General features: G+C 44.7%; 23 protein-coding genes. 15 read left to right on the top strand and 8 right to left on the bottom strand.

Going from position 1 to position 23030, the window contains the following annotated elements:
• Window positions 1-41 precede the first annotated feature (41 nt).
• The gene (locus QEP08_RS20325; protein ID WP_285060572.1) at window positions 42-1571 is read left to right on the top strand and encodes an MFS transporter; all 1530 of its coding nucleotides are present in this window, start codon (window positions 42-44) and stop codon (window positions 1569-1571) included.
• 10 nt (window positions 1572-1581) lie between these two features.
• A complete protein-coding gene (locus QEP08_RS20320) occupies window positions 1582-1821 on the top strand; it encodes a DUF6814 family protein (RefSeq protein ID WP_285060571.1) in 240 nt (79 codons plus the stop codon).
• Between the two features lie 59 nt (window positions 1822-1880).
• Here the strand turns inward: QEP08_RS20320 and QEP08_RS20315 are convergent, their stop codons facing one another.
• Window positions 1881-3065 carry a class I SAM-dependent rRNA methyltransferase gene (locus QEP08_RS20315; protein ID WP_285060570.1) on the bottom strand — a complete coding sequence of 395 codons (1185 nt, stop codon included), beginning with the start codon at window positions 3063-3065 and terminating at the stop codon, window positions 1881-1883.
• A 323-nt stretch (window positions 3066-3388) separates the two neighbouring features.
• Between QEP08_RS20315 and QEP08_RS20310 the strand changes: the two genes are divergently transcribed.
• The 3 genes from QEP08_RS20310 to QEP08_RS20300 all read left to right on the top strand — a co-directional run bounded on the left by QEP08_RS20310 (window position 3389) and on the right by QEP08_RS20300 (window position 4958).
• Window positions 3389-3724, top strand: coding sequence for a tRNA-binding protein (locus tag QEP08_RS20310; RefSeq protein WP_285060569.1), 336 nt, complete (start codon window positions 3389-3391; stop codon window positions 3722-3724).
• Between the two features lie 16 nt (window positions 3725-3740).
• Window positions 3741-4214 carry a nucleoside deaminase gene (locus tag QEP08_RS20305; RefSeq protein ID WP_285060568.1) on the top strand — a complete coding sequence of 158 codons (474 nt, stop codon included), beginning with the start codon at window positions 3741-3743 and terminating at the stop codon, window positions 4212-4214.
• A gap of 138 nt (window positions 4215-4352) precedes the next feature.
• Window positions 4353-4958: a superoxide dismutase gene (locus QEP08_RS20300; protein ID WP_285060567.1), complete on the top strand. Its 606-nt coding sequence runs from the start codon at window positions 4353-4355 to the stop codon at window positions 4956-4958.
• Between the two features lie 71 nt (window positions 4959-5029).
• Here QEP08_RS20300 and QEP08_RS20295 read toward each other — a convergent pair whose 3' ends face one another.
• The gene (locus QEP08_RS20295; RefSeq protein ID WP_285060566.1) at window positions 5030-5749 is read right to left on the bottom strand and encodes an NIPSNAP family protein; all 720 of its coding nucleotides are present in this window, start codon (window positions 5747-5749) and stop codon (window positions 5030-5032) included.
• 199 nt (window positions 5750-5948) lie between these two features.
• Here QEP08_RS20295 and QEP08_RS20290 point away from each other — a divergent pair, with 199 nt between their 5' ends.
• Together QEP08_RS20290 and QEP08_RS20285 are read left to right on the top strand one after the other, a co-directional pair.
• Entirely contained in the window at window positions 5949-7409 is a 1461-nt protein-coding gene (locus QEP08_RS20290) for a gluconokinase (protein ID WP_285060564.1), read from the top strand.
• A gap of 297 nt (window positions 7410-7706) precedes the next feature.
• Entirely contained in the window at window positions 7707-8240 is a 534-nt protein-coding gene (locus QEP08_RS20285; RefSeq protein ID WP_285060563.1) for an OmpA family protein, read from the top strand.
• 209 nt (window positions 8241-8449) lie between these two features.
• Here the strand turns inward: QEP08_RS20285 and QEP08_RS20280 are convergent, their stop codons facing one another.
• Window positions 8450-9382, bottom strand: a complete 933-nt coding sequence (locus tag QEP08_RS20280; protein WP_285060562.1) for a hydrogen peroxide-inducible genes activator — start codon at window positions 9380-9382, stop codon at window positions 8450-8452.
• Window positions 9383-9458: 76 nt separating this feature from the next.
• Window positions 9459-10388 (bottom strand): GDP-L-fucose synthase family protein, encoded by a 930-nt coding sequence (locus tag QEP08_RS20275; protein ID WP_285060561.1) that lies wholly within the window; start codon window positions 10386-10388, stop codon window positions 9459-9461.
• Window positions 10389-10594: 206 nt separating this feature from the next.
• On the opposite strand from QEP08_RS20275, the gene trmB reads away from it, so the two are divergent.
• From trmB to QEP08_RS20260, 3 genes are read left to right on the top strand one after another with little or no spacing between them, the layout of a single operon-like run.
• Window positions 10595-11245 carry a tRNA (guanosine(46)-N7)-methyltransferase TrmB gene (gene trmB, locus QEP08_RS20270; RefSeq protein WP_285060560.1) on the top strand — a complete coding sequence of 217 codons (651 nt, stop codon included), beginning with the start codon at window positions 10595-10597 and terminating at the stop codon, window positions 11243-11245.
• A complete protein-coding gene (locus QEP08_RS20265; protein WP_285060559.1) occupies window positions 11245-11571 on the top strand; it encodes an MGMT family protein in 327 nt (108 codons plus the stop codon). Before trmB ends, QEP08_RS20265 begins: the two co-directional genes overlap by 1 nt.
• A gap of 23 nt (window positions 11572-11594) precedes the next feature.
• A complete protein-coding gene (locus QEP08_RS20260; RefSeq protein ID WP_285060557.1) occupies window positions 11595-12155 on the top strand; it encodes a DNA-3-methyladenine glycosylase I in 561 nt (186 codons plus the stop codon).
• Window positions 12156-12158: 3 nt separating this feature from the next.
• Here QEP08_RS20260 and QEP08_RS20255 read toward each other — a convergent pair whose 3' ends face one another.
• Window positions 12159-12836, bottom strand: coding sequence for a hypothetical protein (locus QEP08_RS20255; RefSeq protein WP_285060554.1), 678 nt, complete (start codon window positions 12834-12836; stop codon window positions 12159-12161).
• Between the two features lie 146 nt (window positions 12837-12982).
• Here QEP08_RS20255 and polA point away from each other — a divergent pair, with 146 nt between their 5' ends.
• Window positions 12983-15793 (top strand): DNA polymerase I, encoded by a 2811-nt coding sequence (polA, locus tag QEP08_RS20250; RefSeq protein WP_285060552.1) that lies wholly within the window; start codon window positions 12983-12985, stop codon window positions 15791-15793.
• A gap of 279 nt (window positions 15794-16072) precedes the next feature.
• Here polA and QEP08_RS20245 read toward each other — a convergent pair whose 3' ends face one another.
• The 3 genes from QEP08_RS20245 to QEP08_RS20235 all read right to left on the bottom strand — a co-directional run bounded on the left by QEP08_RS20245 (window position 16073) and on the right by QEP08_RS20235 (window position 18432).
• Window positions 16073-16750, bottom strand: coding sequence for a metal-dependent hydrolase (locus QEP08_RS20245; protein WP_285060550.1), 678 nt, complete (start codon window positions 16748-16750; stop codon window positions 16073-16075).
• Window positions 16751-16786: 36 nt separating this feature from the next.
• The gene (locus QEP08_RS20240; RefSeq protein ID WP_285060548.1) at window positions 16787-17092 is read right to left on the bottom strand and encodes a YbaB/EbfC family nucleoid-associated protein; all 306 of its coding nucleotides are present in this window, start codon (window positions 17090-17092) and stop codon (window positions 16787-16789) included.
• A 194-nt stretch (window positions 17093-17286) separates the two neighbouring features.
• Window positions 17287-18432: a M28 family metallopeptidase gene (locus tag QEP08_RS20235; protein WP_285060546.1), complete on the bottom strand. Its 1146-nt coding sequence runs from the start codon at window positions 18430-18432 to the stop codon at window positions 17287-17289.
• 106 nt (window positions 18433-18538) lie between these two features.
• On the opposite strand from QEP08_RS20235, the gene QEP08_RS20230 reads away from it, so the two are divergent.
• The 4 genes from QEP08_RS20230 to argC all read left to right on the top strand — a co-directional run bounded on the left by QEP08_RS20230 (window position 18539) and on the right by argC (window position 22958).
• On the top strand, window positions 18539-19741 hold the full coding sequence (locus tag QEP08_RS20230; protein ID WP_285060544.1) for an NAD(P)/FAD-dependent oxidoreductase: 1203 nt from the start codon (window positions 18539-18541) through the stop codon (window positions 19739-19741).
• Between the two features lie 346 nt (window positions 19742-20087).
• Complete coding sequence (locus QEP08_RS20225) at window positions 20088-20792, top strand: GNAT family N-acetyltransferase (protein WP_285060543.1); 705 nt, start codon at window positions 20088-20090, stop codon at window positions 20790-20792.
• Window positions 20793-20803: 11 nt separating this feature from the next.
• Window positions 20804-21997 (top strand): argininosuccinate synthase, encoded by a 1194-nt coding sequence (gene argG, locus QEP08_RS20220; protein WP_285060540.1) that lies wholly within the window; start codon window positions 20804-20806, stop codon window positions 21995-21997.
• On the top strand, window positions 21987-22958 hold the full coding sequence (argC, locus tag QEP08_RS20215) for an N-acetyl-gamma-glutamyl-phosphate reductase (RefSeq protein ID WP_285060537.1): 972 nt from the start codon (window positions 21987-21989) through the stop codon (window positions 22956-22958). Before argG ends, argC begins: the two co-directional genes overlap by 11 nt.
• Window positions 22959-23030 lie beyond the last annotated feature (72 nt).

Raw genomic sequence — 23030 nt, 5'->3', positions numbered from 1 at the left:
AATTGTAGCTTTATTTTTAAAGCCAAATATTTTAACCTTACATGAGTCCGGAACCACAAAAGAACAGTATTTTCAAAGTTATCGGTGCCTCTTCGCTAGGCACACTTATAGAGTGGTATGATTTTTATATTTTTGGAAGTCTTGCTACAATCATCGGAGCACAGTTATTTCCTGCTGATGCCGGAGCTTCTGCCCTCATCAACACGCTGGCCATATTTGCCGCAGGCTTTATTGTAAGGCCCTTTGGCGCACTCGTCTTCGGCAGACTGGGCGATTTGATCGGAAGGAAATATACCTTCCTGCTGACACTTGTACTCATGGGCGGCTCAACTTTCCTGATCGGACTGATTCCCTCTTATTCAAGTATCGGTTATGCAGCACCGATTCTGGTGCTGATTTTAAGATTGATCCAGGGACTCGCTTTGGGCGGTGAATATGGAGGTGCGGCAACCTACGTGGCCGAACACGCTCCGGCAAACAGGAGAGGGTTTTTTACCAGCTGGATCCAGACTACTGCCACAGGCGGGCTTTTTCTTTCACTTGGAATCATCGTCGTTACCAAAAACCTTTTAGGCGCTGAGGTATTTGCAGACTGGGGATGGAGGGTACCATTCCTGCTCTCGATATTGCTGGTCGGTGTATCCATCTATATCCGGATGAAGATGCACGAATCCCCGATGTTTACTAAACTTAAAACGGAAGGTAAAGTTTCTAAGAACCCCTTAAAAGAGAGCTTCAGTCATAAAGTAAACTTTAAAATGGTGCTGCTGGCTTTGTTTGGTGCGACCATGGGACAAGGGGTAATCTGGTACACCGGGCAGTTCTATGCACAGTCATTCCTGGAAAACACTTGTAAGTTGGATTTCAATGACTCCCGTTATATCCTGCTCTGGGGGATTGTATTTGCGACCCCCTTCTTTGTGATCTTCGGTTCCTGGAGTGATAAGGTAGGTCGTAAGTGGATCATGCTCACAGGGATGCTGCTGGGTATCATATTTTACCGGCCAATTTACCAGGTGTTTCTGGATGATACTGACGTGAGCAAGGTAACTCAGCAAGATATTCTAAAAACGGATAAGCCGGAGATCAAACAAAATCCGGTAGACGGGACAATGGATCTGCTCTATACCACTTCAACACGGATTACACTAACGAATGGCATGTCCTATACTGAAGTTCAGGCAGCGACGAAATATGAAAGCGGTGCCCCGGATACGCTGGTGAAAACCTATAAAGATAAAAAACTGCCAGCTCCGGTATTCTGGAAGTTTGTGGCACTGATATTCTTTCAGATTTTGCTGGTGACTATGGTTTACGGACCCATTGCCGCGTTCCTTGTGGAGTTGTTTCCAACAAAGATCAGGTATACCTCCATGTCGCTGCCTTATCATGTTGGCAATGGGGTTTTCGGGGGCCTGGTGCCTTTTATTGCCACGCTCATCGCAAGCTTCCCTGGTTCTACGCCGCTTTCAGGGCTATGGTACCCAATAGGAATTGCAGCATTGAGCTTTTTAATAGGAGCCATTTATTTGTCTAATAAGAAACCTGATCATGGCGAAGCCAGTCACTAAGAAAATATTTATGAACGGATTAAAAAAGGCACTGGGATTACTTTGGATCATATTAGGTCCCGCCTCCATTATATTTATGTTTATGCAGGCTGTTGATAAAATTGGTTTGGCGCCAGACGGTGTTGCCAAAACCAATACCGCTCTGCAATGGGGTATTATCTTATTCATCTTCATTCCCATTAGCGCCGGACTTGTAATTTTTGGCTGGTATGCGTTAAAAGGAGAATACGATAAGCTTCCCGAAGACTAGCGTACTTGTCATAACGATGATGGAAGAAATCCCACCTGTTGTCGAGCTGGCGTAATGTGTTACAACACTCTCAACAACAATCCCTTTAAATATTCTCCCTCAGCAAAAGAAAGTCTTACGGGATGGTCTTCCGGCTGGCTGAACTGCTTAATGATCTGTACCTCCCGGCCTGCGTCCAGTGCTGCCCAGGCTATGATCTGCTTAAATGTTTCCAGGTCAACGGCCCCCGAACAAGAAAACGTCGCCAGGATACCGCCCGGTTCCAGCAGGAGCATTCCAAGCCTGTTCAGGTCTTTGTAGGCTCTCGCTGCTCTGTCTAATGCCGAACGTGAAGGTGCATATTTTGGAGGATCGAGTACAATTACATCAAACTTTTGTCCGCTGTCTTTAAATAATCTCAGTTGCTTATTGACATCTGACTGTATACTGGTTTGCCTCTTGATTTCGAAACCATTTAAAGAGACATTGTGCTGCAGGGTTTCTATAGCCAGTGCCGAGCTGTCAACGCTGGTTACGTGGGCAGCAGCATTTTTCAGGCTGTTTAAAGTAAAGCCTCCACTGTAGCAAAAGCAGTCGAGCACCGTCTTGTCTTTGGTATATTCGGCCAGGATCATTCTGTTTTCCCGCTGATCACAATAGAAGCCCGATTTCTGCCCGTCTGTAATGTTGATGTGGTATCTGATCCCGTTTTCCTTCACTTCGATAAACTCAGGTGGTGTTTCCCCCCAAAGCAACCCTTGTGCCGGCTCCAGGTTCTCATGTTTTCGTGCACCTGCATCACTCTTGTCAAATATTCCCTTAGGGTTCAGTTCTTGTCTTAAAATGTTAATAATGTCTTCCTGTACAGCTTCGATCCCGGCATTCAGAATTTGCAGGGAAAGAAAGTCAGCATATTTGTCAACGATTAAGCCCGGTAAAAAATCTGCTTCACTAAATACCAGCCTGCAGGTATTGGTGTATTCACTGAGTACATGCGAGCGTGACCGGATCGCACTTTTGAGCTTTTGTGTATACCAGGTTTTATCAACCGGGGTACTTTCATCCCACTCCAGCAAACGGAGGGCTACCCGCGACTGGTCATTGTAATAGGCATAAGCAAGAAATTCCTTGTCGGAGGATCTTACGGCTACCACTTCTCCGTTTTCCGGATTGCCTTTTACTTTGTCCAGTGCGCCTGAAAAGATCCATGGATGACGGAGTATGGCTGCTTTTTCTTTGCCTTTTTTTAGAATTACATCGATCATTTTGCAAAAGTACAGGAAAAATTTAGTATTCTCTTCGAAGACTGGACCTAGCGCGCTGAAGAAGCGCACAGAGTCCTATGTCTTCTCTGAGAACACTAAATTTTTGGGAAAAGCATGGAGGAAAATCAGTATTCTCTTCGAAGACTGGACCTAGCGCGCTGACCATTGCGAAGCAATAGCTACATCACCAATGAAAACATCAAAGAACTGATGTAAACAGCGCACAGAGCCCTATGTCTTAGAACATTAATTTTTGGGAAAAGCAGGGAGGAACCCCGGATTGTATATCATACTATCTCGCTGACAAATTGTAATTTTATCGCATGGAAGAAATAAACTGGAATGATTTCGAAAAGGTAGAATTGCGTGCGGGCACCATACTGGAGGTATTGGACTATCCTGAGGCCAGAAAGCCTGCGTATAAAGTGAAAGTTGACTTTGGAGAACTTGGAATAAAAATGAGCAGTGCGCAGATCACCGCGCTTTATACGAAAGAGGAACTGATAGGCCGCCAGATTGTAGGAGTCGTCAACTTCCCCAAAAAACAGATCGGAAAGTTTATGTCCGAGTTCCTCATTACCGGTTTTGCTGATGAAAACGGAGATATTGTTTTGACAACGCTAAACGGCAAAGTGCCAAATGGCAGTAAAATGATATAAATACTATCTTTGCCGGATGAGTTTTTATAATTTTTCAGAAGAAACAAACCCTGCTGCCGAAGATGAACACTATATGCGCCTGGCTTTACATGAAGCCCAAAAGGCTTATGCTGCACAGGAGATTCCGATAGGCGCCGTTGTGGTCTGCAAAGGCAGAGTCGTGGGTCGTGGCCATAACCTTACTGAACAACTCAATGATGTAACAGCGCACGCGGAAATGCAGGCTTTTACTTCAGCTTCACAAACTCTCGGGGGTAAGTATTTAAAGGAATGCACTTTATATGTAACCGTGGAGCCTTGTGTGATGTGTGCAGGAGCAAGTTATTGGACACAGATCGGCAGACTGGTATATGGTGCATCTGAACCTAAAAGAGGGTTCTTATCCAAAAGCAATCACCTCCTGCATCCCCGGACTATTTTGAAGGGCGGAGTGCTTTCTGAGGAGTGTTCAGACCTGATGAAGCGTTTTTTCATCAACAAAAGAGGCTAAACTTGACAAACTGTTGAACAAAACTTAATGGCCGAATGTTATATTTGCTAAGTAAGTTTAGCATATTCCGGAAACGGGATCTGATTTCCTTAAATTTACCAGATAATATTTTACAATTTTAACCTTAAATACTTTAATATGGCTTTTGAATTACCTGCGTTACCATACGCAACAGATGCACTAGAACCGCATATCGATAAACAAACTATGGAGATCCACCATGGGAAACACCACCAGGCTTATGTGACCAATTTAAACAAAGCATTGGAGGGAAAGCCTGAAGCGGGTCAAAGCATCGATGAAATCATTAAAAATATCTCCAAATTCCCGCCAGCAGTCAGAAATAATGGCGGTGGACATTTTAACCACTCTTTATTCTGGGAAGTAATCGGTCCAAATAAAGGGGGTGAACCCAAAGGCGAACTTGCCGACGCGATCAACGCTGCTTTCGGATCATTCGCTGATTTTAAAACTAAATTTGCGGAAGCTGGCGCAACCCGTTTTGGTTCAGGATGGGCATGGTTAAGTGTTGGTTCCGACAAAAAATTAGTAGTTTCTTCTACACCTAACCAGGACAATCCTTTAATGGATGTCGCGGAAGTAAAAGGGACTCCGATCCTGGGAATGGATGTATGGGAGCACGCCTATTATCTGAAATATCAAAACAGACGCCCTGATTACATCGCCGCTTTCTGGAATGTAGTAAACTGGGATGCAGTGGCTGAGCGCTTCAAAAACGCATAGACATAAATAGAAAATAAAAAGGGCCGGTAAGAAAGTTCTTGCCGGCCCTTTTTATTTTCTATTGCAATTTGCTAAATATCAGAGTAATCTACAGGAAACAAAAACCGGGTGTCATTTTTGGATACATTGTTCTTGTATTGCGGCATCGCCGAAAGTTTTTTCCAATATTCGTCACTGCTAAAAGCTTTCCAGTGCTCATCCCGATCAGCCTTGTTTTCAAAAGTCGTCAGGTACATTAGATTTGGCATTTTGCTGCCCGCTATTACTTCACCATAAAAGACCGCGTTGAAGTTCAGTCTTTTGAATAAGCCGATTTCATCACCTTTATTAAACATTTCCACTTTATTCCAGTAAAGCTTCTCGGTAGGGCTTTCATAGCTGCGCAACTCATAAACCCGGTCTTTCATCGGGCTGCTGAGCTTGGGTAAATTTATGCTGGTACTGCCGGTAAATGCATTCAATAAAATGGTCTCTATCCGGTCATACGGCGGGTTGGCAAGTGCAGCCGTTAGATAAATTTTACCGTCTTCCAGGTACTTTTGGTCTTTATCCAGTAACTTTTCCAGCGAACTGAACTCCTTGTATGAGGAAAACGGAATGAAAACATAGATTAGTTTTTCCGCAGGTTTGTCTGTCTCCGGGATCGGTTTAAAGACACCTACCTTTGCTATACCAGCCCTGTGTAATGCCGGCAGATAAGCCTGTTTCAAAAAGTCTTCAACAGTTTTCTCCTGCGCGTCATTTTTAAGGTGATAGACCTTTATCTGATAAAAGTCTTTGCCTGCTGCCATTTCCATAGCATTTAAACAGTTTACGGAGAGCAACAGAGTTAAAAAAAATAGAATGGATTTTCTCATAATGCCTCCAAGATATTGTTTTCGATTTGAATTTGCTGTAATTGTATTTATAGTTTTACTTTTCAGGCAGAACATCCCTGCGATGATAAAGATTGGGCGGTAAAAATCATAAATTGCGGAGTAAACTTAGCATATGAAATATATTCTCGGTATTGATATCGGCACTGGCAGTACCAAGGCTGTTGCACTCGACTTCCGCTATCAGCCGGTTGGATCCTGCCAGCAGCATTATTCAACGTTCAGCCTTTTACCTGGTTACAGCGAGCAGGATCCTGAGGCCATATGGATGGCTTTTGTGGAGTGTATCAACGAGATGGTCAATAAAATGGGTGCCGCTCCTCAGGTCATTGGTCTGAGCAGCGCCATGCACAGTGTAATTGCTGTAGATGCTGCGGGAGCGGCATTGGCGCCTATGATGACCTGGGCGGATGCACGGAGTGCGGATATCGCCGAACAAATGCGGGCTACGGATGCAGGCATGAAGATTTATGAAGCTACGGGAACGCCTATACATGCAATGTCGCCACTCTGCAAACTCATCTGGCTAAGAGAGAACCAGCAGAAACTCTTTGACGCTGCATATAAATTCATTTCCATAAAGGAATACATCTGGTATCGTTTATTTGACGAATACCGGATCGACCATTCTGTCGCCTCTTGTATGGGTTTGTTTGACCTGGAAAGCCTTGGTTGGAATGCCGATGCCCTGCAGGCGGTAAAGATTGATCCTGCCCGCTTATCTGAACTTGTAGGCACTGATTACACAATGAGAGGCTTGTCTTACGACGCTGCTATGCTTTTTGGTGTCCGTGACGTGCCTTTTGTGATAGGGGCGAGTGACGGCTGTTTGGCCAATCTTGGAAGTCATGCTACTGAACTGGGTGTAGCTGCAATTACCATAGGCACCAGCGGGGCGGTCAGGGTTGCAAGCCGGAAACCGACATCTAATCCGTCCATGACCTTTAGTTATGTACTTGATGAGCAAACTTATATTTGCGGTGGGCCGGTCAACAATGGTGGAATAGTCTTGCAGTGGTTGCTCAAGAACGTTTTTGGAAAGGAGACGTCTGGTCCCGAAGATTACGATAACCTTTTTAAATTGATAAAGTCTATTCCTGCGGGCAGTGAAGGCCTCATCTGCCTGCCTTATCTGAACGGTGAGCGGGCACCGGTATGGGATGCTTCTGCAAGCGGGAGTTTTTTCGGCCTCAGGCTGCAGCATGGTCAGGGGCATCTGGCCAGGGCTGTGCTCGAAGGAGTCTGCTATGCATTGAACCAGGTGCTGGTCACGCTGGAGCAGTATGCGGGGCATATACACCAAATCAATGTCAGCGGCGGCTTTGTTCATTCTGAAGTATGGATGCAGCTTCTGGCAGATGTTACCGGAAAGCCCCTCCTATTGATGCATACTGAAGATGCCTCAGCTATCGGGGCTGCTTACCTTGCAGTAAAAGCAGCGGATCTAACACCTGAATACCCACGACCAGTACTTCCGGAAAAGACCATTGTCCCCGACGGACAAACGCATAATGTCTACAAGAAAGGTTTCGCAACATATAGCCAGCTTTATCCGGCACTGAAGGATTTAACCTGAGCCTGCTCTTACCCTGGCTTTTACATAAGTAATATTCACGCTTTTACTGAGTACGCACCCGGTGCTGCCTGGATGCGCAATGAGTACGCCTTTTTTCTGAAAAAAGGCGTACTCAGTAAAAGCATAGGTGCAACGCGGGAAGGACGCTGGATGGAGTGAAGAAGCATGACAAACGCACTAATTAAAGTAATGTTTCGTTTTAGCAGTGACACCCGATAGAAATATAGTCACATTATTATTAATGATTGGCGGTTCAAACGGATATTTTGTAGGTTTATAGAAACATAGAAAACACAAATGAAAATTTTAAAGAACCCATTATTACTGGTCCTTATCGGACTACTCAGCGTTTCGCTGCAAGCGTGTAAAACCAAGAAGGCGGTAGCTAAACCCACGCCTCCTGTAGAAACCAAAGCTGAACCGGTAGAAGAAAAACAACCGGCACCTGCGCCGGAACCGGAAAAACCGGCACCGCCTGCACCTGTTGAAAAACCGAATTTTGAATTTAGAAATGTTCAGTTTGAATTTGACTCCGGTGTCTTGAAGACCGCTTCTTTTGAAATTCTGGACCAGGTAGCCAGGGAAATGAAAAAAGACCCGACCGTGAAGTTCATCCTCAACGGACACTCCTCTATCGAAGGTTCCGCCGAACACAATATGTCGCTGTCGGTAGACCGGGCGAACTCTGTAAAGTCTTATTTAGTCAACGCAGGCATCAATGCTTCCAATCTGACCATCAAAGGATTCGGGGCCACGCAACCTAAAACCTCTAACAGCACTGAGGAAGGACGTGCTGTAAACCGGAGAGTAGAATTTGAAATGGTCAAGTAAAGTGATACCTGTATAAATAAAAAAGACCCCGGACATATCGGGGTCTTTTTTATGCGTCTTTCAATTGTTTATCGGTTTTAATTAGTTTGTATTCCATTTCAGTCATGATCAACAACGATCACTGATACAAACTTAGGGGCAATAATGGAACGGGTGTTGTGTAAATCAGACAAAAACAGAGGGTGAATGCGACAAGCCCTGGAAAGGCATCAGATCCCCACAATGTCTTTCTTCTTTTTCTGTTTCATGTTTTTGGGGATGACATTCAGGATTTCTTCCTTCAGGGCATTCAGCATTCTTTTTTTGATGAAATTTTTGTGGGTGACCAGGCTGATCTCCCTTACGGGCTCAGGGGATTTGAAATAACGGACCTTGCTCATCTGCTTGTGGCTCAGCTCTTCCAGAGCGAGTTCCGGCAATAGGGTCGCGCCATTGTTCATGTCTACCATACGGATCAGTGTTTCGACACTCCCCGTGTTGTAGGTTAGCCCTTGCAGGCGGTTCTGCTTTGTTGAACGGCAGATGTTGAGGACCTGGGATCTCATACAGTGCCCTTCGTTCAGCAGCCAGATGTTCTCATCTTCCAGATCGTCGGCATCAATGGCTTTTTTCTTATATAGCTTGCTGTTCTTACTGATATAAGTAACAAAGTTTTCATAATAAAGTGGCAGCTCTTCAATGGCATTGTCTGCCAGAGGGGTAGCCAGTATTCCGCAATCCAGCACGCCGGTCTTAAGGTGATGGATGATGTCTTCGGTGGTATATTCCCAGATCAGAAGTTTCAGGTCTGGGTATTTCTCCATCATAGCTGCAATCACTCTCGGCAAAAGATAAGGGGCGACCGTAGGAATAATGCCAACCCTGAGCTCGCCCGTTACATCCTGCTGCTGATCGCTGATGAGCTCCCTGATCTTCTGGCTTTCCTGCAAAACCAACCTTGCCTGCTGGATGATCTGGGCGCCTATTTCAGTTGGCACAATGGGCTGTTTACTGCGGTCAAACAGCTTCACATTTAGCATTTCTTCCAGTTTCTGTACCTGCATGCTCAATGTAGGCTGGGTAACGAAACACTTTTCCGCAGCGCCTACAAAACTCCTGTAAGTATCTACAGCTACAATGTATTCCAGTTGGACTAAGGTCATATAGTTAAAGCTTATTTTCTTTAACAAAGATATCAATTATAACTATGACGGGGAAAAATTGATAGCACAAACTGAATTAAATGTGTTTGGCTAAAAAATCCCGGTAAGCCAGTTCAATTCCTTCTTCGAGTTCCACTGTATGTTGCCACCCCAGTGAATGAAGTTTTGAAACATCCATTAGTTTGCGCGGGGTGCCATCAGGTTTACTGCTGTCAAAGGCTAATGTACCTTCAAATCCGATTACTTTTTTGATCAGCAATGCAAGGTCCTTGATGGTCAGGTCTTTTCCGGTGCCGATGTTTACAAAGCCGGGCTCATTGTATTCCTGCATTAAAAAGTAGCATGCGCCGGCCAGGTCATCGGCAAACAGGAATTCACGCATCGGAGATCCTGAACCCCAAATGGTAACTTCCGCTGTGCCATTAACTTTTGCCTCATGAAATTTGCGGATCAGGGCAGGCAACACATGAGAATTTTGCGGATGATAATTGTCATTATAACCGTACAAATTGGTCGGCATTACCGATATAAAATTGCAGCCATACTGATCGCGGTAAGCATCGGCCATTTTTATGCCGGCAATTTTGGCGATGGCATATGGTTCATTGGTTTCTTCCAGCAGGCCGGTAAGCAGGTATTCCTCCTTTAAAGGCTGCGGGGCAAGTTTGGGGTAGATACAGCTTGAACCAAGGAACATCAGTTTTTTAACGCCTGTAAGATAGGCCTGATGAATGACATTGTTTTGAATACAAAGATTTTCATACAGAAAATCTGCTCTGTAGGTGTTGTTGGCAACAATGCCCCCTACTTTGGCGGCTGCCAGAAAAACATATTCCGGATTTTCTGCGGCAAAAAAATTGGCGGTGGCTTGCTGGTCGCGGAGGTCCAGTTCGGTTGATGTTTTAGTAACCAGGTTCGTATAGCCCTCTTTTACCAATTTGCGGTAAATGGCAGAGCCCACCATCCCGCGGTGACCAGCTACATATATTTTTGCGTTCTTTTCCAATTGTTTATTGATATGGTGCAGTGCAAAAATACGAAATCTCTTTCGTCATCCTGACATATGCTCAACGTCCTCCTCATTTTTTCATCTGTACTTATTGTTTTGATCTTCAGAAGGGCCCCGTCGTATATTGCTTTGAAGCTTCTTGGGGTCAGGATGACGTAGCGTAAGAAGTTTTCTATAAATTTGTATTTCAATATCATAAAGCAGTGGGCAAAGATAAATTAAGAAAGTTTGCGGAAATAGATACGTTTCCTAATGTGTATCAGCTTGAAGAAGGCAGGGAGCTGAGCGGGAAGTGGGCAGCACAACATTTTAAGAACAGCAATCCTGTAGTGCTGGAACTGGCATGCGGAAAGGGAGAGTATTCAGTCGGACTGGCCAAAATGTTTCCGGGCAAGAATTTTATTGGGGTCGATCTGAAAGGAAACAGAATCTGGAGAGGGGCACGCACAGGGATGGATGAAGGCATTCAGAACCTGGCTTTTCTGAGGATCCAGATTGAGGATATTGTGGATTATTTTGGAGCAAATGAAGTTGATGAGATCTGGATCACATTTCCGGACCCTCAGCCGCAGGACAGCCGGGAGAAAAAAAGACTGACCTACCCGGGCTTTCTGAATAAATACAAATCGTTTTTAAAACCGGGCGGTAAAATCAATCTGAAGACGGACAATGACGGGCTCTATCAGTACACCGTGGAGACAGTAAACGCACTGAAAATGGTATGCCATAAAAACACAAACCAGCTGTACAAATCTGAATTTGCAGATGAGGTGCTTTGCATAAAGACCCATTATGAAAGGATTTACCTAAAACACGATAAAAATATAAATTACATCCAATTCTCATTTGAATAATGGAACAGTCATTCTATGATCAGGTTTTTGAATTGGTACGGCTCATTCCAAAGGGGCGGGTCACTTCTTACGGAGCCATTGCCAAAAGTTTGGGCTCCGGAGGCTCTGCCAGAATGGTGGGCTATGCAATGGCCAATGCTCCTCAGGCACATCCGCCGATACCGGCCCACCGGGTGGTCAATAGCAGTGGTTTGCTTACCGGCAAGTTCCATTTTGCCACCCCTGACCTGATGCAGGAATTGCTGGAAGCTGAGGGTGTAAGGATAAAGAATGACAAGGTCCAGAATTTTAAAGTACTTTTCTGGGATCCGCTGATTGAGTTATAAAATAAAAATCAAAAAATTAAGCAATGACAGATGTGATCAGATGTGACTGGTGCGGGAATGACCCGCTGTATATCAAATACCATGATGAAGAATGGGGCAAGCCTGTTTATGACGATAAAGTCCTTTTTGAATTTCTCATTCTTGAGGGTGCACAGGCTGGACTGAGCTGGATCATCATTCTCCGGCGAAGAGAAGGTTACAGAAAGGCTTTCGCTGATTTTGATGTACAAAAGGTAGCGGCATTTGCTGAAAAGGATGTGGAGCGGCTGATGAACGATGCGGGCATCATCCGGAACAGGCTAAAGGTGAACGCCGCGATCAGCAATGCAAAACTGTTTATCGGTATCCAGGAGGAGTTCGGGTCCTTTGCCGATTACATTTGGGGATTTCTGCCGGGTAAAAAACCATTGATCAATGATGTCAAAACCATGAGAGATGTTCCCGCAAGAACGGAAATCTCTGATGCGATCAGCAAGGACATGAAGAAAAGGGGTTTCAAGTTTTTTGGCACCACAATTTGTTACGCGCATATGCAGGCAACGGGCATGGTCAATGACCACAAGGTTGGCTGTATCAGCAGGTAAGAACTATTTTTTTATTGAATTGTAATCCACGACCAGGGTCTTAACCTGGCTGGCATCAAACGTTTCTGTTGCGTTTATGCGCTTGATCATGTCCTCACTGCCAGTTAATTTTTGCAGCAATATGTTTTTAATGTGCTGAGCCTTACCTTCAGAATTTGCCCCCTCCACCGGTATTTCCATTAAGGGGCCGGTACCGAGCCGTTCAATAAAATAAGTTGTTGGCATGACTCTCTTTGGCTGATCGGCCTCGCTCCGCCTGCCACCACCGATAGAGATGCCTATACCACCGCCCAGACCACCTGTGCCACCGCCAACAGCGACTGATGGCCTGACTTTTGCGCGCTTCTGAGGAGGTTCTGCAGCCATTGTGTTGCCGCCTATCGAATATAAGTTGACTGTGCCCTGTTCAAGAAGCCTGAAAAAACGGAACTCCATGCGCTTATTGATCAATATGGGTTTGCTCACATAGGTTTCGCCGTTCCAGACAAATTCTTTGATGTCTTTAGCCTCATACTGCACCATGCTTTCCTCGTCGTTCCTGAAGACAACTGAGGAGAAATTTGTAGCTTTGATGGTTCCCCTTATAAAGTTACCTTCTTTGATCACAATGATGTCCTGCGCTTTGGAATATAGGGATGACAGGACAAGAAAGAATAGTGCCAGATATTTTATAGATCTCATAATCGTCAAATAACGGAAATTATTAGAGTATTATTACCTTTATCAATTAACATTAATCTTATATGAAACCATCATGATTTTCAAAGCATATTTTTGTATAAATAAATCATGATAGCTTCATCATAAATAAAACAATAAATAAACAGATGAAAAAACTCTTCCTTCTTGATGGCATGGCGCTGATCTACCGCGCGCATTTCGCACTGAGCAAAGCTCCCAGGTTTACTTCTACAGGAATCAACACCTCTGCAGTGATGGGATTTGCAAATACCCTGCTGGAAGTGTTGAAAAAGGAAAAGCCAAGTCACATCGCTGTTGTATTTGACACGGATGCCCCTACAGAAAGACATACGGATTTTGTAGGTTATAAAGCACATCGGGAAGCGATGCCAGAAGACCTGGCTACTGCACTTCCTTATGTGTGTAAGATGATCGAGGGCTTTAATATTCCTGTAATTACTAAAGATGGTTATGAGGCCGATGACATCATCGGTACTTTGGCAAAAGAGGCTGAACGCCAGGGTTTCCAGGTATATTGTATGACTCCCGACAAGGATTTTGCGCAATTGGTTTCTGATAATATTTTTATTTATAAGCCTGCCCGGATGGGCAATGAGATGGAAGTACTAGGTGTCAAAGAGATTTTGGCGAAGTGGGAGATCGAACGTGTAGAGCAGGTGATTGACATACTTGGGTTGTGGGGTGATGCAGTCGATAACATTCCCGGCATTCCCGGTATAGGGGAAAAAACGGCTAAACTGCTCATCAGGCAATACGGCTCTGTTGAAAATATCATTGCCAATTCGCACGAACTGAAAGGCAAGCAGCGTGAGAATGTAGAGATGTATGCCGAGCAGGGGATGATCTCCAAAAAACTGGCTACGATCTTATTGAATGTTCCGGTTGAATTTGATGAAAAAGCTTTGGAACTGGAAGAGCCAAGCAGGGAACTGCTCGAGCCCTTGTTCGCTGAACTCGAATTCAGAACTATAGGAAAGCGTGTCTTCGGGGAAGGATTTAGTGTCAATGAGGCTAAAGGAAGTGCTGGCCAGCAGACTGATCTCTTTGGACAGGCCACTGAAATGCCGCAGCGTGACACGAAGGTATTTGTAGCCCCGCCAGCTATGTTTGAACAGGCAGAGGCGAAAACCATTGAAAATACACCACATGATTATAAACTGGTCAGTACACCTGAGCAGCGCAGGGACCTGATCGCATTATTATTGCAGCAGGAAAGCATTTCCTTTGATACCGAGACTACAGGTACGGATGCCAATCTTGCTGACCTTGTAGGTTTGTCATTCTGCATAAAACCGGGAGAGGGGTATTACATTCCCGTTTCTGAAAACAGGGCAGAGGCTCAGGTTATTGTGGACGAGTTTAAAACAGTTTGGGAAAATGAAAGTATCGCCAAGATCGGACAGAACATCAAATATGACATGCTGGTACTTAAATGGTACGGTGTTGCCATAAAGGGTGTGTTATTTGACACCATGCTGGCGCATTACCTGATTGATCCGGATACACGTCATGGTATGGACGTCCTGTCGGAAAATTATCTCAATTATTCTCCCATTTCCATTACCACCCTGATCGGTGCAAAAGGTAAGGCACAGGGAACGATGCGGGATGTGCCTGTAGAGAAGGTGGTTGATTATGCTTCGGAGGATGCTGACGTGACCTTACAGCTGGCCAATAAGTTCAGACCGATGCTGAAAGAACTCAATGCGGAAAAGCTAGCTGTTGAAGTGGAAAATCCATTGATCTATGTGCTTGCGGACATCGAAAAGGAGGGCGTGCGTATCGATATGGATACGCTGATCAATTACTCTAAGGAGCTGGAGATTGACATCAGGAAATTTGAGCAGAGTGTATATGATAAGTGTGGGGTTAAGTTCAACCTGGCTTCACCGAAGCAGCTGGGTGAGGTGCTGTTTGACAAGCTTTGCCTGGACCCTAAGGCTAAAAAAACAAAGACCGGACAATATCAGACTGGTGAGGATGTGTTATTGGCCCTGGCAAGTAAAAGTGACATTGTAAAAGATATCCTGGATTTCCGTCAGTTGCAAAAACTGAAATCTACTTATGTGGATGCGTTGCCTTTGTTGGTTAATCCGAAAACAGGCCGGGTGCATACGAGTTACAACCAGGCGGTTGCAGCGACTGGAAGGTTAAGTTCTAACAATCCTAATCTGCAGAATATTCCGATTCGAACAGAACGGGGACGTGAGGTACGCAAGGCGTTTATTCCGAGGGATGAAAACCACATTTTGCTGTCAGCGGATTATTCGCAGATCGAGCTGAGAATTATTGCCGATATTAGTAAGGAAGAAAATATGCTGGATGCGTTTAATAAAGGGATTGATATCCATACGGCAACCGCGGCAAAGGTGTATGGCATTTCTATTGAAGATGTGGATTCCACCCAGCGCCGTAATGCCAAGGCAGTGAATTTTGGGATCATCTACGGGCAATCTGCTTTTGGGCTGTCGCAAAACCTGGGTATTCCGCGTAAGGAAGCTGCAGAGATCATTGAACAATATTTTACGCAGTACCCTGGGATTAAGAAATACATGTCGGATACCATGAACTTTGCCCGTGAGAATGGTTTTGTGGAGACGATCCTGGGCAGAAGAAGGTATTTACGTGACATCAATTCTGCCAACCAGACCGTAAGGGGCTTTGCGGAACGAAATGCGATCAATGCGCCTATCCAGGGTTCGGCGGCAGACATGATCAAGGTTGCTATGATCAATATCCATAAAGACATCCAGGATCAGAAGCTCCAGTCGAAAATGACGATGCAGGTACATGATGAGTTGGTGTTTGACGTGCTGAAAACGGAGGTGGATGCGATGAAAGCCATCATATCACACCGGATGAAGACGGCGATTAAAACTACGGTGCCAATTGAAGTAGAGATCGGGCAGGGAGAAAACTGGCTGGCTGCGCATTAATATTGCTTGCTGGGAGCTTAAGATAAAAAAAAGAAAGCATTACTCGTCGAAGACTGGACCTTGCGCGCTGAAGAAGCGCACAAATCCTATGTCTTCTCTGAGAACGCTTTCTTTTTTTTTGCAACACACCTAAAGAAAGTCCAGCGTTCTATGAAAAGGCATGTAAAGCCTTTGCGCGCTTTTTCAGCGCGCCTAAGGGTTTTGAGCCTTTGAATAGTAATGCTGACTTTCTTTAGTTTAAATCCTTTTGCAATAATCTAAGTTGCGGGATAGGAATAATTAAAGCTCAATGGTTTCACCAATACCCGGCAAAAGCAAAGTCTTATGCTCTCTTTTGAATTTGGCAACAGCTTCGTCAGTGTCAATTTGAATTGGCGGGAAGGTATTGTAATGCACGCCGATCACTTTATCACATTCCAGGTATTTTGTAGCGATTAAAGCATCGTCCACATCCATGGTGTAGTGACCACCGATCGGAAGAATGGAATAGTCCAGGCTGTACAGATCCGCAAGAATCTTCATTTCCCAGGTAAGCGCAGTGTCCCCGGCAAAGTAAAAAGTCTTTCCTTCGAGCTCCAGTACAAATCCGGCAGGGTTGCCGCCGTAGCTGTCGTCGGGATTGGCACTGGTGTGGACCGCCCAGACGGTTCTTAATGTTCCGAAATCAAATTTTGCTTTTCCGAAGTTGACATCAGTTACATTTTTTACCCCCTGATTCCTGATCCAGGCAGCGACTTCTACTATAGCAATCACATGGGCGTTGGTATTGTTTGCTATTTCAACAAGGTCTGCTATATGATCGGCATGACCGTGACTTACAAGAATGTAATCGGCCTCAATTGTTTTTATATCAATATGTTTTGCCAGCGGATTGTGGGTGATAAAGGGATCGAAAAGGAATTTCCTGCCATCGGCCTCGATGCAGAAACACGACTGGCCATAATAAGTGAACTTCATAATGGTAGTTTCAATGTAATTTAAGACTCAAATAAATTATTGGCCAAACATACCGCCAAGGCCGCCAAGCATATCCTTGGTCATATTTTGCATTTCAGCAGCGCTTACCTGCTCTGCCTGTGTCAGCGCTTTATTTACTGCGGTAAGCAAAAGCTCTTCGAGTTCTTCCTTGTCGGACTGCTTATGAAAATCTTCGTCAATCTCTACTGAGGTAATGACTTTGTTGGCTGTTGCCGTGATGCGGATCTTTCCGCCTTCCACTTCACCATAAACAGAGATGGTGTCCAGTCTTTTCTTTATTTCATCAGCTTTTTGCTGAGCTGCCATTAATTTGTCAAACATAAATATGGATTTTAATATAAAACGAAATTAAAGGAAATTGGTTTAAACTATCGCCTTAAATAAAAAAAAGCGGCTTACTTATGAAGTAAGCCGCGATATCCTATTGACATTTAGTTTTTCAGAGGTACATATAAGCATGTACGTGAAAAGACTGATTTTGGTTTGCAGCCAGCCTATTTATTTTTGTCAGCCAGTTATTTTACCAGTGCCTTATTGAATGCGATAAAAAGCTTGAAAAGGTCGTAGTATTCGGTGAATGGAAGTGTTGGTGCCAGATCAAAGACATCATGATAGGCACTTATTCCGCCCAGGGTATAAATGAAAAATGCGGGAACCCCCTTTTCCGTAAAAAAATAATGATCGCTATTGGCGGCTTTGCCTCTTGGATTTATTTTAGTAAGGTATTTATTGTCATTGTTGATCTTATTGAGCAGCGCAAATTCTTTAGTATGGAGCGTGGCATTCACTACAGTGATTCCACCTTCACCGGTGCCGACCATGTCTACATTGATCAAAAAGCGGATCTGTTCGAGAGGGATCAGCGGATGCTCTGTGAAATATTTAGAACCGACCAGCCCGGCTTCTTCTGCGGCAAAGCAAATAAAAACAATGCTGTAGGGTTGTGGATGGGCCGCATAATATTTGGCTAGGCCCAGGAGAAAGGCGATGCCGCTGGCATTGTCGTTAGCCCCCGGGAAGTAAATGTCACTCCCCATTCCACCAAGGTGATCGTAATGCGCGGAGATGACGATAATGGAGTCCGGTTTTTTGGTGCCTTTTACCATTGCACAAATGTTGGCGGCGCTGAATTGTTCTACAAAATCGTTTTCTATGTTCAGTTCTATATTTTCCGGAGCAGTTTTTACAGTTTTCCTGTCGATTTGAATTCCTGTGTAATCTTCCTGCTGCCGGGCTACAGACCAGGTGAGTTTATCTTTAAGCTGAACCATCAACCGCTGACCGGGATTGACAAAGGTGATGCTGTCCGCTTGCTGCAGATTTCCTTCTGTTTTTTTACCGGTACTTTCAGGCATCACGATAAAGTCCTTACCGGGAATGAGTTTCCTGCCGTTCAGGCTGACTTCCATTTTTCCTGGGAAAGTATTGACGGGGAATGAAAAGACTTGTTTAAAATCTTTTCCTGCTATGGGTTTTAAGCCATAGGACTTGAACTGATTGATGATAAATTCGGCGGCTTTGGCCATTCCCTGGTTGGTATAGCCCCTGCCCCACATGGACTTTGAGGTCAGCTGCCCGACGATGTTTTTGGCTGCAGGCAGATCCTGGGCATGCAGGCAACTACCTGCAAAAAGAAGGAGCAAGATGAGCAAATGTTTCATTGCGTTCAATTCAAATGTGTGATGAGATAAACTTACATAAATTTTAAATGTTCCGCATGAAAACAGAATGTCCGGTTTGTTGTTGTAGAAAGATTACTGTAAAATTATGGATATACGCTCGAATGAGCCCTTCTGGCTGGTAAGAAATGGACTCATGCATTCTTATCCTTCTCTGAGAAACAACCTGGAATGCGATGTGGTTATCGTTGGCAGCGGCATTACCGGCGCGCTGATGGCGCATGCCTGCAAAGAAAAGGGCTATGATACTGTATTGATCGATAAACGGGAAATTGCTCACGGCAGTACATCCGCCACGACGTCAATGCTTCAGTATGAGGTCGATGTCCCGTTATATCAGCTAAAAGAGATGATTGGCCAGCAGGGTGCTATAGCTAGTTACAAAGCATGCCGGGACGCAATATACAAACTGGAAAAACTGGTAGAAGAAATCGGGTCAACTTGTGATTTTGAGAAAAAAGAGTCCGTTTATTTTGCAGGAAATCCCAAAGACCTGAAATGGCTCAGGAAGGAGTTCGAGGCCCGTTTCGAAGCTGGATTTGATGTAAAGTGGCTGGACAGGCCGGCCCTCAGATCGACTTATGGTATTGTTGCGGAGGGCGCCATCGCATCTGCCGATGGTGCGAGCATCGATGCTTTTCGTCTGGCTCATGACCTCCTGCATTTTAACAGCAGCAGAGGGCTGCAGGTATTTGACAAAACTGAATTGCAAAAAGTCAGATATGAAACCGGTTATGTATTGCTTGAATTAGATACTGGTGCCAGTATTAAAGCAAAAAACATCATCTATTGCACAGGGTACGAGGCGCAGCAAATGCTGCCCGATAAAATAGTCAGCTTGAAAAGTACCTATGCCATGATCAGTGAGAAAGGCGGGCAGGATGCGGATGTCTGGAAGGATACCTTATTCTGGAACACAGATCTGCCTTATTTATACCTGCGCAGTACTGAAGACGGAAGAATGCTGGTAGGAGGTGAGGACGAAAATTTCAGAAATGCCACCAGAAGAGATTTACTGATCGGGAGGAAAAGAGACAAACTGCTGAAGACCCTGAAAAGGTATCTGCCGGAGGTTAATTTTATTGAGGATTTTTGCTGGGCGGGGACTTTTGGTGAAACTAAAGACGGATTGCCTTACATCGGCAGCCATCCAAAATTTCCCAACAGCTATTTTGTGCTGGGCTTCGGGGGCAATGGAATTACTTTTTCAGTTACAGGAATGGATATGATCATGGGCATGATGGACGGATCGCCGGATTTGCTGTCTCATTATTTCCGGTTTGGAAGGTAAATCACCTGAATTTCTTTTTACTGAAAAATGTAAAAAAATCAAAAACGTATTGCACAACTCGATATTTATTTAAACCTTTGCGCCTCAAGTCATTTAAAGAATAACTGTAAATAGAAAATGAACACGTACGCACCACATAAACTTTCTATTGTAGAGGCAAAGAATATTGCTTCTAAAAGTTTGTTTATTGAGCGTTTGCGACCCATATTTTCTGTTACTACCAACCGGCAAACCTATACGCCGCGCATTTGAGTAAATCGCTGATCAACCAGTGAATTTTTCCACAGAGGATTGCCTCTCAAAAAACAATTAATCAGAACATGTATATTTTTTCGTTATCGTATTAATGAATATAAACGATTTTATAGTGCTGGTAGCGCTTCCTGAACATCGTGTCTTCGCAGAAGAGATCTGTGAGGAAATGTCAGAGTCTGCAAAAGCACGCGGCACCGGTATCGCCAAACGTTCCCCGGAATATGTGGCCGGTAAAATGGTGGATGGAAAAGCGGTCATTGCTTTTCATAAGGATGGCTCATGGGCCGGATTTTGTTATATCGAAACCTGGAGCCACGGACAGTTTGTGGCCAATTCAGGACTGATCGTAAGTCCGAAATACCGCAAGGCGGGTCTCGCAAACGCCATTAAGCATAAAATATTTGAATTGTCCAGACAAAAATATCCGAAGGCAAAGATTTTTGGACTGACCACTGGTCTGGCGGTGATGAAGATCAATTCAGACCTTGGATATGAGCCTGTCACCTATTCGGAACTCACCCAGGATGAAGAATTCTGGAAGGGCTGTCAAAGCTGTGTGAACTTTGAGATCCTGAAGATGAAGGAGCGTAAGAACTGTATGTGCACAGCTATGTTGTATGATCCGGTGGAACAAAAGCACGAGGCAGCAAAGAAATTTGCGGAAGAACTGCATAAGAACCCAACGCTTTATGAACGATTCATGAGCATTAAGCAGAAGCTGGTACTCAAATCAAAACCACAAAATAAGGGCTTGAAGTCCCTGTTGTTATTGTTTACGTTTTTATTTAATAAATAGCTGTTTTTAATATGAAGAAGAAAGTTGTTTTAGCTTTTAGCGGAGGTCTCGATACCTCATTTTGCTGTATTTACCTGGCCCAGGACCGTGATTTGGAAGTGCATTCTGTAATTGTGAACACCGGGGGTTTTTCTGATGAAGAACTGCAGGAAATAGAAAAACGTGCTTACGCTTTGGGTGTTGCTTCTCATGCTGTGGTTGACGAAACTACAAATTATTATGACAGCTGTATCAAATACCTGATCTATGGCAACGTATTGAAAAATGCAACTTACCCGCTGTCCGTTAGCGCGGAACGTGTAAGTCAGGCAACAGCCATTGCCAATTATGTAAAAAAAATAGGCGCAGATTATGTAGCGCACGGAAGTACCGGAGCAGGAAACGACCAGGTGCGTTTCGATATGATTTTCAACATCATTATTCCCGGGGTAGAGATCATTACTCCGATCAGGGACTTAAAATTATCCCGCGAAGCGGAAATAGAATACCTGGCTGAGCGCGGTGTTGTATATAGTGCTGAAAAGGCAAGGTATTCGATCAATAAAGGGTTATGGGGAACATCGGTTGGGGGTAAAGAAACCTTGACTTCCAACGAAACCTTGCCTGAAGAGGCCTGGCCAACGCAGGTTACAGAGACGGAGCCACGCAAACTGGAACTGATTTTTGAAAAAGGGGAGCTGGTGGCGATTGACGGCGAAACATTTGCCCCGGTCAGGGCGATCCAGAAATTGCAGGCCATTGCCCAGCCGTATGGCCTGGGCAGAGACATTCATGTTGGCGATACAATTATAGGAATTAAAGGCCGTGTGGGCTTTGAAGCTGCGGCTCCGATGGTGATCATCAAGGCACATCATACACTTGAAAAACATACACTGACCAAATGGCAATTGTCCTGGAAGGAGCAGCTGTCTTCTTTCTATGGCAACTGGCTGCATGAGGGACAGTTCCATGACCCGGTCATGCGCAACATTGAAGCGTTTTTAACCGATACGCAGAAAGTGGTGAGCGGAAAAGTATTTGTAGAACTTCTGCCATACCGCTTCAACATTATCGGCATTGAGTCAGATCATGACCTGATGAGCAATAAATTCGGCAGTTACGGCGAAATGAACAATGCATGGAGCGGAGAAGATGTAAAAGGTTTCTCTAAAATTTTTGGCAACCAGGTCATGATCTGGCATAAAGTGAACAGCCATGAAGATTAAAGCGGGAATAATAGGAGGAGCGGGATACACCGGCGGGGAAATGCTCCGTTTGCTGATCAATCACCCTTCCGTTGAAATTGCCTTTGTACACAGCAGCAGTAATGCCGGCAATAAGATATCTGATGTGCATACCGATCTTTTTGGAGATACCGATCTTCGTTTTACCGGGGAGCTGTCCCAGGACATCGATGTCATGTTCCTTTGCGTGGGCCATGGTGACGCTAAGAAATTCCTGGATGCCAATCCGGTAGCTGCCGATGTAAAGATCATTGATCTGAGCCAGGACTTCAGGCTGAAGGTCAATGCAGGGAGCAAATGGGTTTATGGCCTGCCCGAGCTAAACAGAGAAAAGATAAAAGAAGCCAGTTATATAGCCAATCCGGGTTGTTTTGCTACTACGATTCAGCTGGGGCTGCTGCCGCTGGCGGCCAAAGGGCTGCTGACAGGCGAAGTGCACATCAATGCCACTACAGGATCAACAGGAGCAGGACAGAGCTTGTCAGGTACGTCGCACTTTAGCTGGCGCAGCAATAACCTGTCGGTCTACAAAGCTTTTGAACACCAGCACCTGAACGAAATCGGAGAGAGCCTGAAACAACTGGACAGAGGTTTTGACCAGACGATCAACTTTATCCCTCAGCGCGGTGCTTTTACCAGGGGCATTCTGGCGGCGATTTATGTAGAAAGCGATCTGACAACCGAAGAGGCACAGCGTATATTTGAAGATTACTATGCAGCGCATGTTTTTACACACGTGAGCAGGAAAAATATCGATCTGAAACAGGTTGTCAATACCAATAAAGTATTGGTACACGTAGAGAAGCATGGCAATAAATTATTTATTGTCAGTATCGCAGATAATTTGCTGAAAGGAGCAAGCGGACAGGCCGTGCAAAACATGAACCTGATGTTTGGACTTGAAGAAAGTGCAGGATTGCGGCTTAAAGCGGCGGCGTTTTAATTAAACCCGCTGCGCCGATTTTACCCAGTCATAGCGCCTCAGCACAATTATTCAAGTTATTAAAACATAAAG

The sequence above is a fragment of the Pedobacter ginsengisoli genome, assembly GCF_030244015.1.
Taxonomy (GTDB): domain Bacteria; phylum Bacteroidota; class Bacteroidia; order Sphingobacteriales; family Sphingobacteriaceae; genus Pedobacter; species Pedobacter ginsengisoli.
The sequence above is the reverse complement of the archived record's forward strand: the minus strand, read 5'-3'. Positions and strand labels throughout refer to the sequence as shown.